General features: G+C 52.0%; 23 protein-coding genes. 9 read left to right on the forward strand and 14 right to left on the reverse strand.

What is annotated here, in order from left to right; translation table 11 throughout:
- Positions 1-16: 16 nt before the first annotated feature.
- Complete coding sequence (locus AO242_RS29900; RefSeq protein ID WP_099271187.1) at positions 17-241, forward strand: DUF6555 family protein; 225 nt, start codon at positions 17-19, stop codon at positions 239-241.
- Positions 242-464: 223 nt separating this feature from the next.
- Positions 465-2,591, forward strand: a complete 2,127-nt coding sequence (locus AO242_RS27655; protein WP_176560708.1) for a beta-glucosidase family protein — start codon at positions 465-467, stop codon at positions 2,589-2,591.
- 675 nt (positions 2,592-3,266) lie between these two features.
- Here AO242_RS27655 and AO242_RS27665 read toward each other — a convergent pair.
- The 9 genes from AO242_RS27665 to AO242_RS27705 form a co-directional block, all read right to left on the reverse strand.
- On the reverse strand, positions 3,267-3,614 hold the full coding sequence (locus AO242_RS27665; RefSeq protein WP_099271189.1) for a hypothetical protein: 348 nt from the start codon (positions 3,612-3,614) through the stop codon (positions 3,267-3,269).
- A gap of 283 nt (positions 3,615-3,897) precedes the next feature.
- A complete protein-coding gene (locus tag AO242_RS27670; protein ID WP_099271190.1) occupies positions 3,898-4,107 on the reverse strand; it encodes a hypothetical protein in 210 nt (69 codons plus the stop codon).
- Positions 4,108-4,463: 356 nt separating this feature from the next.
- Positions 4,464-4,823, reverse strand: coding sequence for a hypothetical protein (locus AO242_RS29345; RefSeq protein WP_141562248.1), 360 nt, complete (start codon positions 4,821-4,823; stop codon positions 4,464-4,466).
- A 632-nt stretch (positions 4,824-5,455) separates the two neighbouring features.
- Positions 5,456-6,100: an HAD family hydrolase gene (locus tag AO242_RS27680; RefSeq protein WP_099271192.1), complete on the reverse strand. Its 645-nt coding sequence runs from the start codon at positions 6,098-6,100 to the stop codon at positions 5,456-5,458.
- Between the two features lie 142 nt (positions 6,101-6,242).
- Positions 6,243-6,566: a hypothetical protein gene (locus AO242_RS27685; protein ID WP_176560709.1), complete on the reverse strand. Its 324-nt coding sequence runs from the start codon at positions 6,564-6,566 to the stop codon at positions 6,243-6,245.
- 128 nt (positions 6,567-6,694) lie between these two features.
- Entirely contained in the window at positions 6,695-7,081 is a 387-nt protein-coding gene (locus tag AO242_RS27690) for a DUF6957 family protein (RefSeq protein WP_099271193.1), read from the reverse strand.
- An 89-nt stretch (positions 7,082-7,170) separates the two neighbouring features.
- Entirely contained in the window at positions 7,171-7,671 is a 501-nt protein-coding gene (locus AO242_RS27695) for a hypothetical protein (RefSeq protein WP_099271194.1), read from the reverse strand.
- A 52-nt stretch (positions 7,672-7,723) separates the two neighbouring features.
- Positions 7,724-8,029 carry a hypothetical protein gene (locus AO242_RS27700; protein ID WP_257153520.1) on the reverse strand — a complete coding sequence of 102 codons (306 nt, stop codon included), beginning with the start codon at positions 8,027-8,029 and terminating at the stop codon, positions 7,724-7,726.
- Between the two features lie 23 nt (positions 8,030-8,052).
- On the reverse strand, positions 8,053-8,796 hold the full coding sequence (locus AO242_RS27705; RefSeq protein WP_099271247.1) for a metallophosphoesterase: 744 nt from the start codon (positions 8,794-8,796) through the stop codon (positions 8,053-8,055).
- Between the two features lie 225 nt (positions 8,797-9,021).
- Here AO242_RS27705 and AO242_RS27710 point away from each other — a divergent pair, with 225 nt between their 5' ends.
- Positions 9,022-9,483 carry a helix-turn-helix domain-containing protein gene (locus AO242_RS27710; RefSeq protein ID WP_099271195.1) on the forward strand — a complete coding sequence of 154 codons (462 nt, stop codon included), beginning with the start codon at positions 9,022-9,024 and terminating at the stop codon, positions 9,481-9,483.
- 152 nt (positions 9,484-9,635) lie between these two features.
- Entirely contained in the window at positions 9,636-10,043 is a 408-nt protein-coding gene (locus AO242_RS27715; protein ID WP_099271196.1) for a helix-turn-helix domain-containing protein, read from the forward strand.
- 588 nt (positions 10,044-10,631) lie between these two features.
- On the opposite strand, the gene AO242_RS29500 is transcribed toward AO242_RS27715, so the two are convergent.
- The 4 genes from AO242_RS29500 to AO242_RS29505 form a co-directional block, all read right to left on the reverse strand.
- On the reverse strand, positions 10,632-10,790 hold the full coding sequence (locus AO242_RS29500; protein ID WP_176560710.1) for a hypothetical protein: 159 nt from the start codon (positions 10,788-10,790) through the stop codon (positions 10,632-10,634).
- 524 nt (positions 10,791-11,314) lie between these two features.
- Positions 11,315-11,890: a hypothetical protein gene (locus AO242_RS27725; RefSeq protein WP_099271197.1), complete on the reverse strand. Its 576-nt coding sequence runs from the start codon at positions 11,888-11,890 to the stop codon at positions 11,315-11,317.
- A 99-nt stretch (positions 11,891-11,989) separates the two neighbouring features.
- Positions 11,990-13,066 carry a HEPN domain-containing protein gene (locus tag AO242_RS27730; protein ID WP_099271198.1) on the reverse strand — a complete coding sequence of 359 codons (1,077 nt, stop codon included), beginning with the start codon at positions 13,064-13,066 and terminating at the stop codon, positions 11,990-11,992.
- A 312-nt stretch (positions 13,067-13,378) separates the two neighbouring features.
- On the reverse strand, positions 13,379-13,549 hold the full coding sequence (locus tag AO242_RS29505; protein WP_176560711.1) for a hypothetical protein: 171 nt from the start codon (positions 13,547-13,549) through the stop codon (positions 13,379-13,381).
- 770 nt (positions 13,550-14,319) lie between these two features.
- Here AO242_RS29505 and AO242_RS27740 point away from each other — a divergent pair.
- The 5 genes from AO242_RS27740 (at position 14,320) to AO242_RS27760 (ending at position 17,678) form a co-directional block, all read left to right on the forward strand.
- The gene (locus AO242_RS27740) at positions 14,320-15,516 is read left to right on the forward strand and encodes a PIN domain-containing protein (RefSeq protein ID WP_099271199.1); all 1,197 of its coding nucleotides are present in this window, start codon (positions 14,320-14,322) and stop codon (positions 15,514-15,516) included.
- 251 nt (positions 15,517-15,767) lie between these two features.
- Positions 15,768-16,097: a hypothetical protein gene (locus AO242_RS27745; RefSeq protein ID WP_099271200.1), complete on the forward strand. Its 330-nt coding sequence runs from the start codon at positions 15,768-15,770 to the stop codon at positions 16,095-16,097.
- Positions 16,098-16,334: 237 nt separating this feature from the next.
- Complete coding sequence (locus tag AO242_RS27750; RefSeq protein WP_141562249.1) at positions 16,335-16,871, forward strand: hypothetical protein; 537 nt, start codon at positions 16,335-16,337, stop codon at positions 16,869-16,871.
- Positions 16,868-17,200, forward strand: a complete 333-nt coding sequence (locus AO242_RS27755; protein ID WP_099271202.1) for an STAS-like domain-containing protein — start codon at positions 16,868-16,870, stop codon at positions 17,198-17,200. Before AO242_RS27750 ends, AO242_RS27755 begins: the two co-directional genes overlap by 4 nt.
- Entirely contained in the window at positions 17,184-17,678 is a 495-nt protein-coding gene (locus tag AO242_RS27760; protein WP_099271203.1) for a hypothetical protein, read from the forward strand. Before AO242_RS27755 ends, AO242_RS27760 begins: the two co-directional genes overlap by 17 nt.
- A gap of 146 nt (positions 17,679-17,824) precedes the next feature.
- On the opposite strand, the gene AO242_RS27765 is transcribed toward AO242_RS27760, so the two are convergent.
- The gene (locus AO242_RS27765) at positions 17,825-21,163 is read right to left on the reverse strand and encodes a P-loop NTPase fold protein (RefSeq protein ID WP_099271204.1); all 3,339 of its coding nucleotides are present in this window, start codon (positions 21,161-21,163) and stop codon (positions 17,825-17,827) included.
- Between the last annotated feature and the right edge of the window lie 760 nt (positions 21,164-21,923).

Here is a 21,923-nt window from a genome sequence, read left to right on the forward strand (position 1 = left end):
TTACGGATTCGATAAAATGGGTCAACAGAAGCACTACCGAATCGATTATTTTCTGCATGGTGCATTCAAATCGTTCCACCTCTGTGCACCAGAGATGAACAGCGTTGAAGCATGGCATTGGGCGACAATCGATGCAGGCTTGAGTCAAATACCTAAGCTTCGGAATGACAACTCGCCAAAACTCACCAAACCTGCAGCAGAGCGCCTTGGAGTATCCAAAGTCGAGTGGACACTCACCTGACGCTTGCAAAGCGCAAAGCATGTCGAATTAAGCGCTGCCCTCCTAGCAGCGCCCTGTCCATAACGCGTGCGGATTTCACCCAATCCCCCCAAATCAAGTCCAGCAGAGTGCCAACTGAGAACGGATGGTGCCACCACCGCATTTCTGCTCTTACCCCTGCAGGGGAACCCACGTTCCAGACACCACTCAGACCCTTACAGCATTCGACCGGAGACCGTAAACAATGAGTGAAACCATTCGACATCCAATCCTATCGCCTCCTGATGAGCGAGCCCGAGCGCTGGTCGCTCAAATGACAGAAGACGAAAAATTCTCTTGGTTGTCTGGGCCGATGGCGATCCCTTTGGGAACGGTCGACAAACCCCTAGGCGCATTGGGATCTGCTGCGTTCTACCCCGCTATTCCACGATTAGGTATTCCGGCAATACAACAATCTGACGCCAGCTTGGGCGTTGGTAACCTTGGCGATGTTCGGCCTGGCGATCACGCAACGGGACTGCCAAGCTCTCTACTACTCGGCGCAACCTTTGATCCCGACCAGGCATTTAAGTCTGGCGCTATGGTTGGTAAGGAAGCTAGACAGAAAGGATTCAACGTTCAACTTGCCGGTGGGGCCAACCTTATTCGAGAGCCCCGCGGCGGCCGGAATTTCGAGTACATATCAGAAGACCCTTTACTCACTGGCACCCTCGCCGGCCATTCGGTTGCGGGAATTCAATCCCAAAAGGTTGTCTCAACAGTCAAACATTTTGTCGCCAACGCTCAGGAAACCGGCCGAGTGATGGTCAGCTCAAACATCAGCGAGCCAGCGCTTCGTGAATCGGACTTGCTGGCTTTCCAGCTCGCGATTGAAATTGGGAACCCCGGTTCAGTCATGCCAGGCTATAACCTGGTGAATGGCGAATATGCATCCGAGAACGCATTTCTGTTGAATACGGTGCTTAAGGGGGAATGGGCTTACCCTGGATGGGTTATGTCCGATTGGGGAGCTACACACTCAACTGAGAAGGCCGTGCTTGCAGGTCTGGATGTTCAATCCGGCGCCAACCTCGACGACAACGATTATTTCGGTGACGCGCTTCGTAAGGCTGTCAAGGAAGGACGCGTCCCGCAGGCAAGGATCGATGACATGGTGACGCGTATTCTGCGTAGCCTGATTTCCGTTGGTGCACTGGATGAAGATCTTAGCAATTCACTCCCCGTTGACTACAGCCAGCACAAGCTGACGGCACAGCGCGTGGCAGAGGAAGGCATCGTTTTGCTTAAAAACGCTGACGATATGCTACCTCTACCTCAGCGCGCCAAAAGACTTCTCGTCGTAGGTGCCTATGCAGATCAAGGAGTGCTATGCGGAGGAGGATCATCTTCCGTTTCCCCTCTTGGGAGCCTGTCATTGCCTGGCGTTGATATCGTAGGGATGCAGGTTGCCAAGGTGTACCAACCCTCCTCCCCCCTCCAGGCTATTCGAGAAGAAAGCTGCGCGCAGCAAGTAGACTTCTTGGATGGCGCGGACGTGGCGCTCACAATCGCACAGGCGGCGATAGCGGATGCAGTCATCATCATTGCTCAGGAGTGGCGCTCCGAGGCGTTGGATGCAAAAGGCCTAGCATTACCTGACGATCAAGATGCGCTCATTGAGGCTGTCGCCCAAACAAATGCCAAGACTGTGGTAGTGCTACAAACAGGTGGCCCGGTACTCATGCCATGGCTCGACAAAGTTGGTGCCGTGGTGGAAGCCTGGTATCCAGGTTCTGGCGGGGCACCGGCTATTGCCGGTGTGCTTTTCGGGCGGATAAACCCCAGCGGACGCTTACCGTTGACTTTTCCGGCTGCTGAGTCTCAGCTGCCCAGACCTGAGCAGCTCGACCCAAACACGACTACATCCAATCCCGGAATGCCGCGTAAGGGAGATATCATTCCTATCGATTACGACATTGAGGGCTCGGATGTAGGTTATCGATGGTTCGCAAGAGAACGAATCACACCACTTTTTCCGTTTGGCTTTGGCCTGTCCTATACACAGTTTGAAATCACCAACCCAACCATCAGCGCCGGTGCGCCGTTCAACGTTTCTGCATGGGTAACCAATTCCGGCAAACGCGCAGGTGCGACCACTGTGCAAATCTATGTGGCCAAAGCAGGTGATGATGGTTTTGTTAAACGCCTCGCCGGCTTCAAGAAAGTCTTCCTCAGCGCAGGAGAACAAATTCAGGTGGATGTAACGCTAGAGCCTCGGATCTTTGCGCGTTACGCAGGTGACGGTTTTGCGACTGAAAGCGGTTCATATAAGGTTTGGGTGGCGCAGCATGCCCAGGATGAAGAGTTGGTCATTCACGCCCAGATACCATGATGAGAATAGTGGGCGGTGTCGGGAGGACATCACCCACCGCCCTTAAATACTCGTGCCGTTACAATCATTACTGAAAATTATTGCTCGAACTCATGATCAACCAGCTAAATTCTCAGCCAGCGCCTCATGTCTAGACCTCAGAATGGATGGAGCAAGGCGGAATGCCGAATGTAGGCGGAAAGCGTTCATAACATTGCTTTGCGTCACTGGCAGCACAGGCCTCGCTTGTGCGACCGCCAAGACAGAAATGACTGGCGGCACTGCACCGTGTTTGACTGAGCCAGCAATACAAAGCCGCACACAGGGATCCGCGAGCCACGTTGACCAGCGTGGCCTCGCAACGTGCTGGCGAGCCCACCGCCGGGGAAACAGTCTGGTTTCGCCTAGGAACGGGCTAGTGGCCGTCCAGCTCAGAATCTTGGGTCACACAATCAAGGTGCAAGTTGAACACTATTCATTTGGGTCAGCATCGCCAGCGATTTGATTGAGTCGAGACTCGCCCTGCTGGAAGCTCTGAATCATACGGAGTATCGCCTGAGCGTCAGGCATGTTCCCGCTAGCTTCCAACCTTTCCGAGATACGACGTAGCTCTATCACCGACCATTTAAGATCGGCGCTGATGCCTAAAATCTCGCGTCTTGCTTGATTGTTGACGTTACTCACCTCTAACTTGCCTCATCGTGCGCCCGACTGGGCATTCATTTCCGCTTCGCCTAAGCCTATCTCGCCGTGGCCTTTGTATGCAGCCGCGAATGCATTGAGCTTCGTCGTTGCTTGTCGAGACTGCTCTAGCTTCGTATCAGACAGCTCCCATTTCACTCGCGTCAGCTCAAGCGACAACGCATCCCGTTCCCTGAGCATTTGGTCATGCATCCCAATCAACTGATGAACCTGACGCCGAGTTTTGGAGAGATCCTTCTGCAGCTCGCACACCTCCGATGCAAGCATGTGGGCTTGGTGCTTCCAGCATTCCAGAGGGCTAGGTATTCCTAACTCATCAAATCCGGTGCAGTCGATGTCCATCGTGTCCTCTCCTTGTAATATGCTGTATATCTGAACAGTGAGTACAAATGTACTCCATGCCTAGATCACGTTCAAGCCAGCGCCGATCAATGACCAGCACCTAGACTTGAAAATGGGCAACGAGCACCTCTGGATCCGAGCGTAACGACGCTCGTGGCCGATGGCGGGGAGGACTGTGCGAAGGAATGAAAGCGTCTTGAGGGTGGGGAGCGGGAGGCGATGCTGAGCTGAGCACTCTTTACATCGCGCTCTCAGAATTGGAAGGAGATGAGACCTTTTTCAGTCAGCTGGGATCTGTTACGTAGTTCATGCATGTGGCAATTTGGTAAATCGCACCTGAAGCAAAAGGCCTAATATCCTCACGGATATCCCCGCTCATCAGCTCCTCGGCGGACAGATGGCACAGAAGATCAATATCAATGCCCATTGACGCCGCTGTGCTTAATACAACGATTAGCGCTTCACGGGCTTCTCTAGCTTGATTATCGTTCATGACAGACATCCTCCCTGTTATTAGCCAAGATAGCTGCCACCAGGTAAGGCGTTGGATCATTTCGAAATAACGCCAGGCACGTGCGGTAGCGCAGCGGAATTCCACTCGTTGTTAGAGGTATGCGGACAGGATGTTCGCTTATAGGACGCTGCATTTGACCACCCCCAAGACCGCGAGCTCATCGCTATCCCTGACGTACCGTGGTGGATACTTAGGACTCTGCGACTTTGAGATTGACGTCTTTGCTCTGAATGCGGAGGCAATGCACACGATCAAAGCGGCGAAGTCGCACTGTAATTCCGGTCAGATGAGAACGTCGAAATCTCGTGCTCAGATACCTAGGCTTCAACAGTCATTTAGAGCCCAAAATCTCGACTAATTTGATCATCGATCATGGCCCCATCAGCTAACTTGTCGCGCATCAGCATCAGCTGTAGTTGCCGCGTGAGATGAGCCCGTAGCGTTGACCGGACGGAGATGAAACGCGGAGGATCGCTGGGCATGTCGCTCAGAAGCTTGAGCTCGGCCATGATCGACCAGATCATCATTACTGCAGGCCCAGTTATTTGCGAAGCATGAAGCCTTTCTGGGTAGCTCCATCCGCGCGGACGAGAGATGCACGCGTCTCGCAACACTGCGCGCAACACGAACGGATCGTATTGATCGAATGCCACAGACCATACTGCTAATTCAACCCTGCTTGCACTGCTGTCCATACCACGTCGCGCCCTACCCGGCTTGTTGAAATGACCGCGTCTGTAGGCAGATAAAAACGTCCGAGAAGCAGGAATGACAGCCTACATTCAACACCCCGCACGTAAAAAAAGGGGGGGGTCTAAAATTTGAAAAAAATCACACTGCTTTTTGAAGTCAATGTTAAGCGGCAGCTATCGCTGCCTAAATGACGATCCCTCTACGCCCTAGCGGGCTTAACCGTCGAGGCCTTGCCACCTGCGCCTGGCTGGACAACAAAGCGCTGAAAATCAAAAACGTAAAAGCTGCTTCGTGATTTCAATTCAGAGCACAAGGCGAGGCACAGATCGCCGCTTTTTCTTTGAAAACAAAATACAATCGACGGCAAATTTTTTTGCCTCTATATAAATACAACTCCGTCGACGGGACGAATTTTCTAGGGGGTGGGGGGCAAAATAATTGCAAAAATGTCGCAGATGAGACATTTATGTCGGGTTTATATAAGTTATCTGAGCCTGTCCTAACTATTCACTAGTTTATGGCCCTAGATCGACGGACTGCTTACTGAGGGAGGAAACATCAAGGGATGTCCCCTGGTCGACCTATGTTGAAAACATCCGATCCCGTTTATTTCATTCATCAGTTATCCATTCGCCTAGCAGTGGCCGTTTTTCTCTATCACAAGCCTGACAAATTGAACCAGATTACTGATCGCCCCTCTTCCGCTCCGATCGAGATGGTAACCCATTAAGCCGACGACTCTTGGGCCATCTCTGTCGCATCGAACTGAGTCTCCGATCATTACCGCTTGCGCTTGCTGAGGGCTGAAATAATCGCCCGGGGCGATATCGATCTGCTCACAAACTGCCAGATAGATCTCAAGATTCGGCTTCATCGCGCCAAGCTCGTAGCTGAACGCATATCCGTCCATGTGGGGAAAGAGGTGCTTCACTGTTGCTCCATACTCAGCTGCGAGGTTGGAACAGATCGCGACCTTTATCTCGTTATCGCGCAGCAATGATATCGCCTCATTCGCGTCAGGAAATGGAGCGATGGATGCTAGTTCTTGCTTCAGAGCGTCCTGCAATAAACACATATCCTCAGGGCAGACATCGATACCCAGGTGTACGGCCGCCTCAGGTAATGCAAGGTCACTGGTCATCAGTGTCGCGATGTCTCTTGGGGTTGGAGTGCGGCCTTGTCTAGAGCCATAGCGAATCAACTCACGGTAGGGATTCAGTCGTGTCTTGATTTGAAGGAGTGTTCCAAATGCGTCAAAAACGACACCTGTGATTGGCATTTGATATCCTTTGCCTGATAACAAAATGGTTACTAAGCCGCTCCGGACACAGAGCACGTAATCTGCTCAACTTGCTTCGCCCGATAAATGAAGTGCCAAGCCATGACAACTCACTCCCAGCGCTTCAAAGTAGCAGTGACAATCACAGCAGCTCAAGTGCGCTAGAAATGTCGGACTGGTTCCCCTGCTCCCAAGCGACCGCTAGGGCACAGTCGACAAGCACGTACTGACTTCCGGAAAGAGTCGTCGCGATTAAATAGCCGTGTTCCTCTTCGTAGCCCTGCACATCAGAGGTACGAATCATCCGACCGTTCTTGAATCGGTCTTTTCGGTCGAAATATGCCGTACCCACGAGACTCAAACTCAGCCTTTGCGGCTGATAAAGAAATGCTGTGACGCTACCCGTGAAGGTTAGCTGGCAAGCTACCATGACAAGGTTCGGGATCTCAACGTCGTTCTTTTGCACGTATATCTCCACTCAGTCGCTAGCGGTTATGGGATGGAAATAGTCGCGGCTGTAGCTTCGGGAGGGATACACCAGCCGTCCTCCCGGATCGCGCATCGTGTACGTCAAAGCTCATTCTGCGATCGCCATTACTGTTTCCACGGTAGCCTTTTTCTACTGCCAGGGCCCACAAGCACATAGGTAGTATTGCGCGTCTGAAAAACATGTTCGGGGATGATGAAGGTTTGGTAGGTGCTGCGCACCCAATCGCCCGGCCGGCGCTTGCCGGTGCTATGCAATACCACATCTGCTGCATACAAAACGAAAGGTGATAATCCATCAGATGCGAGATCGACTCGATACTCGTTCGTCACTTCGATTTCGACGATGATCCATTCCCTTACCAAGCAATATTGCCTTCCAGCAAAATTGAGAATTGCATGAGCCTCAGCAGCTTCAACGCTTCCTTCAAATCCGATAGCCGGATCACCCGCACTACCTAACAGCTCAACGACGCTGCGCAAAATATTTGTCACGCCCGATTTTCCCTGACGATATGGTTTAACACGGAGATGGACTTGCCGAGACCAAATTGTTCCATAGCCGTCGGCAGCACAGACGAATCTCACGCTTCAATACTTATCCCAAACTTCGAAAAGTCTTGCAAGAGCGTTTTATGACTTAGCATGGCAGGGACTGTCAACAAAGATCGATATGCATAATATGCAAACAGAGGAAATATTAAAAGCCCAACTCCGTACGTTGCAACAGCAACGATAACACTTGCCGGAACAGCCGCAACCGCAAACTTCAGGCCTGTAACATAGCTCCCCCTCGACATTAACTTTATTTCGTCGAGATCGTATTCAACCTTCCCATCAGGCTTTTGATAAGCCAGAAGCACTGTGACTTTTTTGCTAATATTTTTTATAAACCAAGTTCTTGGCATACCTTCGACTACCGCTCCATGTTTTTTCAGATAGGCCGGCACGACTAGCTTTTTGTAATAAACAGTTCTTCCCTGCTCATCCTCAACCCGGACATTCTCATACATCGTCATCGATGGAGTTGAGTCGTCATATCGAGAATTCCTAACAACGACAACGACTTTTTTAAGCTCCGACATTTGCACATCTCCTTTCACAATAGTAGAAAAAGAACCACACTACTCAATTTTGTTAGTGAGCCCTGAGAATTAAAGCCTGAGGCACGCCATCAAAGCTTTCTTCAATAAACATCAGGTGGCTCACGATAACATAGCGGCTCCCACAACCCGTTTGAATAACACTATACCCATGCTCCTGCATTACACTGACAACCTCGCCAATCGTAATGCTGCAACCATCTTCACAACGCTTTAATACATCAAAGAATATTGCTCCCCGATAACCTTCATCCTTAATTCTGGCATCCATCAAAAAACCTGCCACTGGAAAACTAAACTCAATAGATATCGCGTCGATTAGTTTATCTGGGTAATACAAAATGCCTCCAATCAATAAATAGGTCAGTCAAGAAGAATAGTGAACCTGGGATCGAATCCGCAATTCTCGCCTGGGTAACCTCTCGGATTACTAATCAATCGACATCCGTCTACCACAGCGTCAACAAGGCTGTGCGTGTGACCAAAGATCCAAGCATCGGCCAAGCTCACTAACTCCGGCCATTCATTTGAATAAGCAGGGAGCAGCGGCGAACTGCTCTCCGAATCGGCATAGCCTCGGAGTGGACAGTGATGACTTACAACTACCGTCTTGCCGCCAAAGTCTTCAGCCAACTTCTCAGTTAACCAAGCGTGAGTCTGATGATTGCGCGAAATAAGATCCCCAACATTGATGCGACGGTAATTACTGCCGACCCGAATCAACCGAAAGTCATTCATCAACCGCTTAGCTTCCTCTGCTGCTTCGTAAACGCTCCCGTTCGCAGAAAAATCCGTCCAGGTGGTCGCGCCCAGAAATCGAACACCATTGATAACGATGCTCTCGTTTTCGAGTACATGCACGTTGCTTCCCTCAGCTGAGCTCCTCATCGCCTCTAGAGTCCGATCAAGATGTCCACGATAAAATTCGTGGTTCCCACTGACGTAGATAACTGGGACAGAAAAAGCCTTTTGAGCCCAAAGCACACCTTTGTTTTTTTGGTGAATGTCGCCGGCCAAGATCACGACGTCCGCATCTTCTGAAGTGAGGTCTGACAATATCGCCTTCTCGAATTCGAGGTGTAGGTCTGAGTAGATCCTGGCTCTCAAGATGCCTCCAAGGGTGGTTTGTACCGCGTATTTTTTCGCGATATAGAACGGTTTAACCGTATATTGATTCTGATCCCACGCCACGCCCGCAGCGGCCCGCCTGACTCAAGTAATACCTTAGTCGGGGGTAATCGGAATCATGAGAAATGCCACTCGGTTAAATATATAGATTTGTTTGGGCCATAGCAAACACGGCATATCGTTCCGTTTGCAGGATCTCCTGAAATGTCGATCCAAAAAGGCTTCGCATCGGCTCTACGGCTGATTCGGGTCAAACAGCAATTGACCCAAAAAGACATCAGCACCCGGGTCACGGGCTCTCACGTAAGTCAGTTGGAATCGGGTAAAACGAGTCCCACCCTCAAGATGAGTTCTGAACTCGCGGTGGCGCTGGGCGTACAACCGAGCGCTCTTCTCGCCGTTGCATTTGCCGCTGAGCGCGGTGTTACTCCGAGAGAAATCCTCAACCAGGCTATGGCCGATCTGGAGCGATTGAGTTTGCTCGACTCGGAGCCGCCAGAATGCGCTGACGCAACTGCAAGTCCACACCCCACGACAGCCCGCGCGGCTGAAATGCGCGCCTCGGTGCTGTCTCTGAAGGCAAAGGGCTTGTCACAGGCAGAGGTTTCCCGGGAGATGGGCGTCCCGACTTCGACGGTGAATAGGCATTGGCATGCTGAGGGATGAATCTGCTACGTAAGGAAGTCTCTACGGACACACTGGGTTAGCTGATCCAGCTAGATGCTGGGTCGTGTTAGTCTCGATGACTTTAGAGCGCCGAATGGCACGCAGCCTACTGAGAACCGGCCCGAAAAACGAAACGCGTCCAGGAAACTTTCATGTCGTTGAAGACAGCTTTCGCCGCCGTGCTAAAGGCGATGCGCAACAGTCGCGGGCTTACCCAAGAACATCTGTCAGACGCCAGTAGTCGCACTTACCTCTCGAAGCTTGAACGTGCCCAATCCAGCCTGACACTCGATAAGCTTCAGGCTATCAGCCAAACGTTGGAGCTTAGTCCTCTGACCCTGGTCACCATAACGCTCGGATGTGAGAGCGGCGCACCTCTGCGAGACCTGCTAAATCGGTTGGAAACAGAGCTCCTTGATCTTAAGAGCTCAGGAGTACTCAACGACCTTGGGATTGATTTCGAGGCAGGCGCAGCAGTCGCCCATGTGAAGGCTCTACCGCAGACGAGGAAGCAGGCAATTATCTCTTCTCGGCAGACAAAATTGCTCTTTAGTGAGTGAGAGGCGGCGGGGCATTGAGGTTTAGCAGCAGGCTGCTGAAGGGTTTTCAGTTTTTGGATAGCCTCTTTGTTGGGCTTTGAAGGTCTCCATAGGCGTGCATCATCGCAGCTCGTGTAAATCAACTTTTTGATCTGTAAACCAACTTGGTTTACAGATCAAAAAGTAGATTTACAACCAGAACCTCACGAAACGGATGGACTAGATGATTGTTGCGCGATTACCAGTTCTGCACTCCGTATATCTGCCCAAGGGGTTTGACTGACAAGCTTCATTTTCGGCTCGTCAACCGAGAGGTTCCAAAGCTCTCGGTCAGCAAGACGGCCGCAAGACGTTCCAATGAGGCTTAGTAGGATTTATCAAGCGGCTAGCCTTCTCTCTGCCCAGTTGCTAACCGTGCTCACCACTTGGAGCTGTATGCGACCACCAAAACCAGCAGCACGTTTCAAAATAGGATAGGCCACAGAATCTTGAGTTGCTGGATGACAAACCATATGAAACAGGCCCCACTTGCTGCGAATAAGCCGATGAGAACGACTCGACTCCATGAGCGCATCGAGTTTTGCCACTGAGTGATGATTCGAGTGAATGTCAGCGCGGCTGCATCGGTGCGAAAAAATAGATCAGCCCCTCGGCGTGCGCAGATACCGTAAAATCGCGGTGCGTCGGCAGTTCGGTTCTGAAGTTTAGCGAGTTGTCGAACCATCGCACCACCAAATCGCCCTCCTTGCCCACCTCAGCAATCTTCAAGTCATTCTGATTCAATATGCTCAGATGCAGGCTACGCTAAGGCGTATTCAACGGACAGATCCGATACCCTGGCGAAAATTTAAGGAGCCCATTGGGATTGCCTTCTTGGCGCCAAATTTCATTATCAGGATTTAAGCGAGTCAGCTCGTCCTGTTTGACCGCCAAGGTTTCTCGCTACTGGCGAAACTCGCCTTGAATTTGCTGGAGCTGAGTCTCATGCGGACGCTGATCTTGTTCGCGCTGTTCCTTAACCGGGTTCCGGTGGTGCTCCAGCGCATCGCGTGAGCGAGCGATGCGTCGATCTGGTAACAAACGGCCTTTTTGCGCACATTAGGGAGAGGTATCGCACCTACCCCTCTATTGAACTGCTCCTGACCGCGGATTTCGAGTCGGAACAGGGAGAGCGCTTTTTTAACCAACTCACAGACAATTTGCAGATGAACGTAGAAATCATCATTGAAATACCAAAAATTCCCGTAACGGTGTCAACGGATGCCGGTTACTAAGCAGTAGCCCGTTGAGTGCTACGGGCGCACGTAGGACTGGCATCGGATAAAGCCCCGTGCCAGCAGCGGTAAACGATGCAAGTGAGCAAGATAGATCTTCAGCACCCTAGGCGCAGCAATGGTGCTTTCTTCGCCGCTCTGTAACCGCACTGACAAGCGTAGGCCGCAGATCAATCGCATCTGCGACAACCAAGTTCCCCATACCTCGGTGAGATTGACCACCGGTTCAAGGGTGTCGAGAGGCTCAAGAGTAACTGTGAAGCCTTGCCCAGGGAGCAGCGCGTGGCCCGAAATGCCCTGAACCTTGGCGTCCCACCTCAATCGATTGGCTGGTGAGTACCAATCAATTTGATCGAGATAGATAGCTCGGCCTTCGCGATTACCTATGTGAAAAAGAATCTCCGGGGGATGAATCATCCCTACCTTCAAATCCCCAACCCAGCGAAACCCAAGCCGTAAGAAGGGCTGGGCCGCGCGGGGTTCAATAAGCTTCCTGCCTTCGACAATTCTCTGTCTCAGCACCTTTGTCAAATACCAGGCTGTTAGCCCTTCGACGCCCCACGTCACAAACTTTAGATAATCGCGTAGCTCCACCCAGCCCTCTCCTGCTCCGGCCCAGACATTGATTGTATAGGGCAGGATTAAACAGCCCCTGCCGCCATTTCGTACTCCTACTGCCCAAGCCGAAACATCTCATCGCGGCTCAGGCTGCATCCCCTTTGACGAGACCAAATCCGACAACGCTTTCAGATATCGTCTCTCGATCTCACCTTCTGCACTCGATTCGCTCAACTGACTGTAGAGTTTGAAGGCCTGGAATTTGGCTAGCGCGGCAAAATGGTGAGATTGCTTTGCTAAGGTTGCCGATACTGTGACGTTATCACCATGAAGAGCCTTTGATCGTTTGCAATAGATGGCTTTCATCGTCTCAAACGCTTGAGCCTGTTCCGGAGGTGGGAAACACAGCGCTGAGACCAATCGCGAAAGCCGATTTCCGATCGATACCTTTTCAGCGGTGTAGAATGCGGCCTCCATCGCAATCACTGATGCAGTCAGCCTAACGAACTTGTCCTCACTTCTGTAGGCCCGCGAGAAATGCTCCAGGGCCGTCTTGAGTTTCCGCAGGACTTTATCTTCTGGATAGAAGATCCTATCCGCGAACCAGCCGAAATCCTGTTCAACCAGTAACTCGTAGAACTCGTCCGAGGGATCAATATTCAGCCTTGATTGTGATCGGAGAGGATGTCGGTCGATGAAGCCGTCTTCGGATCGAACGTGGAAGGCATGCCGAAGCGGCCTACCCCCATTTGGCCAGCTAGAGTTCTGCGAGTCGCTTAACTGCGCGAAAAGCTCCGCCAATCTGCAAAAAAACGTGAATCCCTGGCCCGCTTTCAAATCACGCCGGTCTAGAGCGCCATGGCACGGAAAAGCAAGCAGGCACTCCCCTGCTAATGCTCCACCGCCCTGCGTATTTTGGTGCCGGTATTCATCAGCGTTGATTCTTGAGACACCAAACTCCTCTTTCAGGACATCCTGTAGCTGCTCATGCCCACGAGTCGATTCAATCAGCCGAAACCGCCCAAGCTCAAGCACGCCTTCGACAGCTTCTCTAGTTTGAATCCAACAGTTCAACGTATTGAAGCCCAGCGGATAGATGGAAATCCAGTTCTGAAAGGGCTCACTTTCGGCCAGGATGCCATTCAGACCAGTGAAGACCTGTTGAGGATCCTCGATTTTTTTCACAACTATCAGATCATCTAACGCCATCATGAAAAACTCATATGCAAGACGAGACGGCGCCAGGAAGTGTGCGATTGGATAAGCTGGGGCGACTGACAGCAAACGCGGATGGCCTGGAGGCTTGGGTGGCCAAAGTGGGCGGAAAGGCAGTTGGTCTGTGAGGATTTTGTCTACCATCTGGCTTGCGTGAACACGGGCCGCCACCATCGAAACCCAACCTGTAAACCGCAAATTTCACCTGTAAACCTATCAGGTTTACAGGTCAAAAAGCTGGTTTACATCCTGCGTTTTCTACCTAGTGCTTTACGCATTCAAGCGATCAGCCAGCCCCATACGAACGCCTCAACTGCGGTGGTCAACGCCACCATCGAATGACAAGTGCACAATCATGGCCTGTGACTTTCTTCTTCTGGCCTCTTTTTCGAGCTTTTCCTTCAGGCTTGTATAATTCATCAATCGAAAATCTACCCGCCACCCTGCCCTTGTCATACCCCAGTGCTCGACCTTTTTCATGCCAGACTCATGCCCTTCGTGAAGCCCCCGGGAGTGTTTGCTTCATCCTCAGTCGAAACGACTGAAATTTGTCCCGCGTTCCCCCCTCCTGATAGCCGTCCTGATGCCCAGCGGATCGGCCAGCTCTGCAGGCGGATATTTGGCATATACCTGCTGGCCTTAAAGGGCGATGGAGCGCATGACTGTGGCCCACTAGAACAAGGTAGTATGCTGAGCGCTTTGACTGATGGAGTAGTTGCGTGGGAAGGGGTACAAGATCCCCCGAACACGCGCTGACATAAACGATTTCCTGGAGCTTGCATCGAGCCAGATTCTTCCGCTCCTTGATCGGGTCAAGAAGGCCCGGGATGTTTACCAGCTCAGCAGCGTAGGGGAATACGACATCTTGGCGGAAGACCAATTCGCACATCAAGAAGCTATTGTTGTCGCTTGAGACCTTCTAAGCACGTTCTGGAAGCTCTGTTTCTTTGTCTGTAGCGATAGCTGGCTCAGGAGCAGATGGCTCCAGCCTTAGTATCTCAAGCATCCAGTCGCCGGCCCGATCGAACTCCAGCATCATCGCATCGAACTCCTCAGGTGTGAGAGGTTCTGGGGTGCACTGTGCTTCACGTAACCTCCGGTTTTTCGTAGTGGAGCCGAATTGAACGGCATGAGTCGACCGGTGCTGCCGCCAACCTAAATGCCGCTACGCTAATGCCAAGCTTCGAGGACTATAAGCATCGGGGTGCTTTACCACCATAGCCTTTGGCCCATCGTTGAAAGGAAGCAAAATGTCTACGTTGCACGTCTTTATCGACACAAATATTTTTCTTAATTTTTACTCATTCCCGGATGACCGGCTTGAAGTACTGGACGAACTCATTGCCCTCACTCAGCCGGGTCAGATCACTCTACACCTGCCCAAACAGGTGGAAAATGAGTTCAAGAGAAATCGTGAGTCCAAGCTTCAAGCTGCGATGTCGGAGTTCAACAATGCTAAGTTGCCCAGCAAGGTACCCAACCATATGCGGGGAACGGCAACGGCTCGCCAGTACGATGACGCAGTGAAGACGGTTCAGCAGGCCAAGGCTCTGCTGATTGCAAATGCAACGTCGCTCGCCCTGCGCAATGAGCTTGACGTTGATAGCAAGCTTGCCGATTTGTTCCGCAATGCTGCCCGGTACGCCGAAGACGACGAGTTGTACGAAAAGGCCATCGTCAGGATGAATAAGGGGAATCCACCAGGAAAGGGCGTGAGCGTAGGAGACCGATACAACTGGGAAACCTTGCTAAGACATGTTCCCGATGGAGATTTGTTCATCGTCTCCAAGGATGACGATTTTGTATCACCGCTGACCATGGATAAGGTTAGTCGGCCTCTCGCGTTCCTGTCGGATGAATGGGCCGATTTGAAAGGTGGCGGCAATCTGAGCATGTTCAGAAACATCAAAGATCTCGTGACCTACTACAAAAACCAGCTGGAGCAGCCCGACGCCGCTGCTCCACCAGAAGTCGTCGAAGTCGAATATGTTCCTCCCACTACCGCCAATCATATCGACCCGGCCGGTGCACTGGCCGTACCGATACCTAAGGCTTCGCGAACAGAGAATGAGTCTGAAGCAGTCGTCCCAGAGGAACGCCTCATCCAGGAAGCAGCCAAGGTGCCTCGTCAGGAGGTTCTTGCCGCTATTCAAGACTTGGTTGAGAGCAGCTCCTTTGCGGATACTCACTCTGCAGTGAGCAAGCTTGCCCCCTATATGCCGTACCTTATGGCGGAGGACGCCGTCGAATTGTTTCGTGCAGCGGTCACCAACAGCCAAATCGGATGGATTATCTCCGACGATGACGTGGGCGACTTTTACTTGTCACTCCTCAATGAGTGGCCTTTGGCGATGGATTCTGAGTTGGCAGAGGCGCTTATCGACCTACTGGGGCTTTCGTCAGAGCCGACCCAGGAAGAACCGTTTGAAGAGTACCCACAACTCTAGCCTGCCTGCATGCGCGTCACCCCAGTTGGCATTTGTTCTCCTTTGTTTGAACCGAAGTATGGCATCAGCACTTACCCCTATTCATACGAGCAAGGGACAGACCCAGGCGAATATAGAATCAGCGAGACTTTTACGGCTCAACCATTCTTAATTCCAAGGCGCACCGAGGACGATGATTGGGTTGTGAAAACATGAGGAAAAGAAGACCATTGGTAGCCTAGAGCCATCACCGACCTGCAAGGATGCTTTGTATGCAAGCCAAAACGCTCAAATCCCTCATCGCTGATCACGGTGTTTCCTTCGACGCCGCAACCATTATGAACACGCTCGTCAAAACCGGTCATGCGGAGGTGTTCCAGTATCCCAGTACGACTGGCAGCGGCGTGATGAAGTCATTCAAGCGACTCACGGATAAAGCTGAACACATCGGAATCAACAAGGCATCAATGGGCCACCCGTTCAAAACTGAGCCAAAATTCTACGCCGAAACCTTCGCTGATTTGCTCAATGTGGTGGTACGTCAACTCCACGAGGAGACAGTCGCGCTTGTAGCAGCGCGTGCAGAGCTAAAGGCTGTTTGATCACGGCAAACCAGTCTCCCCGATACTGTGTTGTAGGAGCTATCAGACTGCAGAACAACTAAGTGACGGCTACCAGAACACCTGCCGCAGCGAAGGCAATCTGCGTTCAGCTCTGCAAACCACTAGCCTTGCAGGCCTTTCGCGATATTGACAGACAATCAACATGCCGGGCACATTCAGGCGGTACGCATGACTCTTGTGCATCGCAGATGCTAGACACCATGGCGGGTAGCCCCAATGAAAGCTGAGAAACTTCCATCACCGCAATTTAAAATCGCATCGTCCACGGATCGACCTATGGACATGCAGTCCATTTTGAAAGCCTTCGTCGAAGCCGGTTGGGAATTTATATTCTATGCGGCCTATGAGCCACTGGCAGAGATGCTAAGCAACGTATATGTCCATGCTCCAAGCGCTGCTTCGCCAAGCGTAAGCTGGGAGTTGACGGTGGAACAGGCAGTCGCGGGAACAGCCATTACCGTTCGCGACAACGGTCAAGGGGTCTATGGCTCAGTATCCAAGCACATCAACAAAGATGTTTCCTCATTAGAAGCCATCATCTTAGCGATTAACCAACGCTCGTCAGCCCAGTATCGTGGGCAGGGCCTCAGCTCTATCTTGCGAGCTGTCCGCGGAGGGTCTATACATTCGTTCATTATCGAAAGCGGAGATCACTCCTTTAGCGTCACGGAGGACAGGCAATTCTCTAGCCGTGCCGCAAAGCTTCAAGGTACCCGGGTGCAGATCATCATGCCTTTGGGCCATGAGCAATGAGCCGCCCTATTGTGCTGCGCGAACTCGCTAAATTTCCTTGCGGACGCACACCTATTGATGGCATTTACAGCGGGGAAACCTTCAGAAAAGAGCAACTACTGGTGGCCCTTAGGTCACCAGGCAATGTCACAGTGGATCTGAAAGGAACGGTTGCTCTCCCATCGTCCTGGCTGGAAGAGGCATTCGGGGGACTTGTGAGGGCAGATAAGTACACCGCGCATGAGCTCAACTCCCGGCTGATTTTGCAAACATCGAGTCCACTAATCAGCAATCAGATTTGGCGCTACATTGCGAGTGCGGAGGGTACACCTGATGTCCCCGACGACTGAAATCCTTAAGGCAATTGTGGTGGCGTTACTGGGTGGGTGGTTTGGAGCATGGATCACTTCGATCAGAGCAAAGTGGACAGCTTTCTCATCTGACTACTCAAAGAGACTAGAGCAGGGCTTTGTTCTGATTGACCAGCTGTCAGAGTGCTCGTGCCTGTGGTGGGAACGGATTGATCCTAGCGACAAGCTCAAAGTTAATCCCGGCTATATCGCTGGGCTTCAGTCACGTCTGACCACTTTCATTCAGTCCATGGATGACGACTACTCTGGGTTCAATACATCTGGGGTCGATCAGGCCTACCACGACTTTACTGATGAATGCACAGGCGGCCTTTTCCCCGAGAAGGATGCGGTCGTTGCATCAGGCAAGTCCGCTGCCATCCTCAATAACGCCGAGCGCCTGAAGGCTCAACTCTTCGCAGTTCGCCGCAGAGACTACTCAATGCGCTTGAACATCAAAAAATCTAGAGCTCGGTGAAACTGCGATCAGCGTGCCTCGGTAGCGTTAACCATCACCTAACTCAGGCCAAGCGCTTCATGACTCAGATAACCAAGTTATTGACGAGACAGTCTTAGTTATTCAATCTGCCAAATCATCAGTCATTTCGCGCCCCCTCAATCTGATCACTCCACCTCGGTGTCAGGCGCTCCTCGCTTGAGCGACTGAAGAAGCCGGACGAAACCTTTTGCCTGGGCAAAATAACGGTACAAGGCTGGGGTAGTGTCAGACAATTTAGAGACGGCCGTTCCCATCATCTTCTTCATTTCAGGAGAGTATTTGTAGGCAGCTATCTGCTCAGCCCGTGCATCGAAAAACGAGGCCAAGGGTTGGTCGCCGCTTGTATGACGATTTAGATTGTCTAAAAACAGGATGATCCTTCCAACCTCCTGCGGATTAGACGGCTGGATATCGGGGATCAAATGACCATACTTGGCCAACAGCACTGCAAAGTCATCAGGTTCCACTGATACTGCGAACATAAGATTGCGCAGGCGAATCCCAACCACGCCCCTCTGCTGCGCGTCCTGGGCCTCCAAGAGTGCCTCTATGATCGCAAACTGTGCATTACCCCATGGCGCAGTCGTTTGTGCATTTGCGATGGCGGTGAGCACTTCGATGAGGGCATCAGTGACGGCAGATATGCTAGCGATAGTAAGGTTCTCGCGGACAATCGCGCGTATGACAGCCAGGTGCTGCTTCGCGCCGGCTGAAATGATCTGAACCCAGCTCCCTTGAGTCATTTCCCCGCCAGTGAGGGACTTGATCACAGAATCTCGCACCTTCGGCAGCGCCTCTTCTCCTGATTCCATCACGCGATCAATCAGCAGAGCATCGGCTGTCAGAATGTCACGGCAGTGCTCTTCTATACGGATATCCCACGGCAACAGCCACTCCAGGATCTCGTCTTCTGTCAGGCTGTACGGTTCCAATGCCTCGGTCAGCGCGCTGAAATTCTTGGCTACCCAATCACATTGCAGCGCACCAATCTTCTTGCCCTCAACAAGGTATGCAAGGTATCCCGCGATGGAGCTACCCACCTCCTCAGAGGTTAATAGGGCAAACAGAAGCTTGCTCGAAAGCAGAGCATTTCCGAGCGATCTGAATATTTCGGACTCCAACACCCCATCCAGGTCTTCGAGCAGGGACAACGACTCCGCGTCGGCTTGGCGAATATAAGTGACGGCCGCCACAGCCTTTATCAAAGGGCTTGCGTTATTGGCGAGCAACGTCGAGAGAGCGTTCAATACTGTCCGATCAATTGTTGTCGCCAATGCCAAGCCCACCACGGCGCCCTCCTCCTCACCGGCCGCACCAGTAAACGCCGCCAGGGTTGTGACATCCACGGGCCCAACTCCCCCGACGATTCCATTGCGAACTTTGCGTCCTGCATAAACCCATTCGAGCGCAGGCACTACCGAGTCTGCCGGCAAAGGTGATGGTGAAAGGAGATGTTCCGAACATGAGGCGAGCTGAAGATTGGCGCTGGGCAGGGCAGCATCTTCGAGGGTGAAATCGTGCCGACTGATGACCAATAGACCTTCCATATCAGGCAGCAGATGCATCAAGTGTTCTGCCCGCTTCAAAACCATTCCTCCAACTACATTGTCCTGAGCGTGCAAGTACAAATCGTATTCCTGGAGCAGCGCCCGAGCCTGTTCGAGGGTTTCCTTGTCATAGCTGGCATTGAGGCATTTCAGCAGCTTTGCTCTCAAATTCGTGCCGTGAGCTTCGAGCAACTTCCCGTCCAACCCCAACCCACGACAGTGCTGGAAGGCCTCATAAAATTCTTTGGAACCCGATTTGGACTCTCCGAAAAGATCCAGCTGCCCCACATTCAAAAGCCCTAGCAACGAAGCAGGCCATTCCCCAGAGTGTGCTTGATGCGCTGCTGCGATGGTCGGAAGTAGCGATGCCAATACCGGACGCTGTGCAAGTAACCGTTTCACCGCATCGGAGAAGCCGAAAAGCGAAGTGAGCCTCACCAGGGCGTCCGAATCGTTGTCTGAAAAGGCCTCCATTAGCGGGGTATCAAGCAGCTCAGCGATGGCGATATCGCCCGTTGTGAGGTAGTGGATCTGGAGAAACTGAATCTGCCAACCAGTCTCCATCGTAATACCGATGACCGATGTCAGCAGCCCCTTAGTATCCGTGACTAGCCCGGCTTCTACCTCGCCCACCTCCTTCGCATAATCTGTCGAGAACCCATCTGTGCGCAGAATCTCAACGAGCGAATACTCTGCGTACTTGCACAGCAGCAGATGTGCAGCGATCGCGAGCAAGCTGATCTCTTCGCCTACGACAAGGGCCGTGGTCGCTATGTCGTTGATGAATTTTTTCTGCAGCCTTGGCGTTACGAGACTGCTGGCCATAGGGCTATGGCGCTGCAGGAACTGTGCACATTGCTCGATAGTGCTTGGGTTAACGGCGATTCCGTCAGTGGCTGGGAACGTGTGATTCCATAGTTGACGGAAACCGTCCTTCCAACCAGAGGTGATTACCGGCGGTGCCCTGAAAACGACCGGGAATTTTTTCGCTATGAAATCCTTGGCGTCATACCTGCGGTCACCCTCAGCTTTAAGGTAAGTTGCGACCTTGGTAGAGCAAAATGGCACGATTACTGTCAGATTTTCTGCCTTCCCGGCCACGGCGATAAAGATCTCAAGGTCACTCCAGACCGATCGCAAGCTCTCTTTCGGCAGCCGGTCTAGGTTGTCCAAGATGACGACGAAATGCTTATCCGCTAACACTCGCAGTTGCTCAATCAGCGTCTGCTTCAGATCCAGCGGCGACACCTCTTTGCTGACCTCGATTTTTTCATTGATGTGGTCGTGAGTAGACCCCTTGAAAAGGCTGAGCAGGCTCCATCGCTCTCCACCTATCTTTACTTTCCAATGCCAAATTTTCGCCAGCAATAACACCAGCACCGGACTTAGAAGCGATACGGTGTGGATTGTGAGAAACGCAGAGCTGACATCCTGCGAGGTTCGGGTCAGCGCGAAAATCTCGCGAAATGAGGTCGCGGAAAAAAACAGGCTAGCGACGAGCGCCATGGCCCAAGCACTCACGCGGCTCGTTGTATTTTTGCTGTACTCGAACAACCGGCCAAGCGCTCGGTCTCGGGACTGCTTCAGGGTTCTGGCCTCTTTCCCGGCCGCAGGAAGCCCTTTAAGCGCCTCATCGGTGAACAGTTCGATGAAGTTACTTTTGGTAGAGCCTTGGTAATTCTGCTCGCAGTCAAAGAACCAGACCCGGTAATGAGGATCTGCCGCCGTCAATTTCGCATCCAACATATTCAAGATCGAGCTCTTCCCGGAGCCAAACTCACCGTCAAGGCCTATGACCTTGGACGGAGTCTCGCTGAGGATGTGCCGCGAAATAGCGCTCGCGACCTTGTCGTGACTGCTCCCGGGGAACACATCCTGGGATGCCGGTTGCTCTGAGTGGAAATTGATTACCTGCATAGAATTCCTTTCGCCCTACGATGGGTAACAACGTTTTGGCCGTTGCGCTACCACGATCTGCGATGAGCAGGTCGCCCACTTTCGCATGGTGTGGTAAAAGCGCATTCCTTGGCCGCCTATTATTCGTTGCACGCTAGTATACGACGGGGCTCATTGCTGAACTCCAAGCTTTGACCTTGACAATTATTATCATGGATCCAGATTACCAAACACAACATGTAGACTTTCAAAATACCTAGAGCACAAGATACCGTGGATGCAATATGGGCAGTGATGGGGCAAGGAGCCCCATATTTTCACCACCAGGCCCCAACCCACGCTACTTTCGAAATTCCTTCAACAGATCAAAAAGAAGTTGCGCCACCGGCGAGAGCCCATCCCCGTCGTGTCACGAGCCTTAGGTTCTGCTAATTTGACTGATCAGTCAGCGGGCGTGTCAGGAGCAGCCTCCCGTTTGTATTGAAATCATCTTTGTGCAGAGTGTCTCGACTGAGGTTTTTGACTTCAAACAGGACAATAGAATGACCGAGTCACCGTACATCACGCATCGCTAGCCCCTACTCGAAGGCAAGCACGGCACTGCATATCTGCTCCAGTAGTTTTCCATCAGTACGCCCCTTACAGCGACTCGTTTGAAGTCGATGAGCATCGCGGGGGATTCGAAAGCCGGCACCTTCAGATGTACGAAGATATGAACCAGTGGTTCTGGGGAAATCGTCAATCGTCAGATGGATTCAGGTAGCTCGCTGAGACTATCGAA

Source organism: Pseudomonas sp. ICMP 561 (genome assembly GCF_002699985.1).
GTDB lineage: Bacteria > Pseudomonadota > Gammaproteobacteria > Pseudomonadales > Pseudomonadaceae > Aquipseudomonas > Aquipseudomonas quasicaspiana.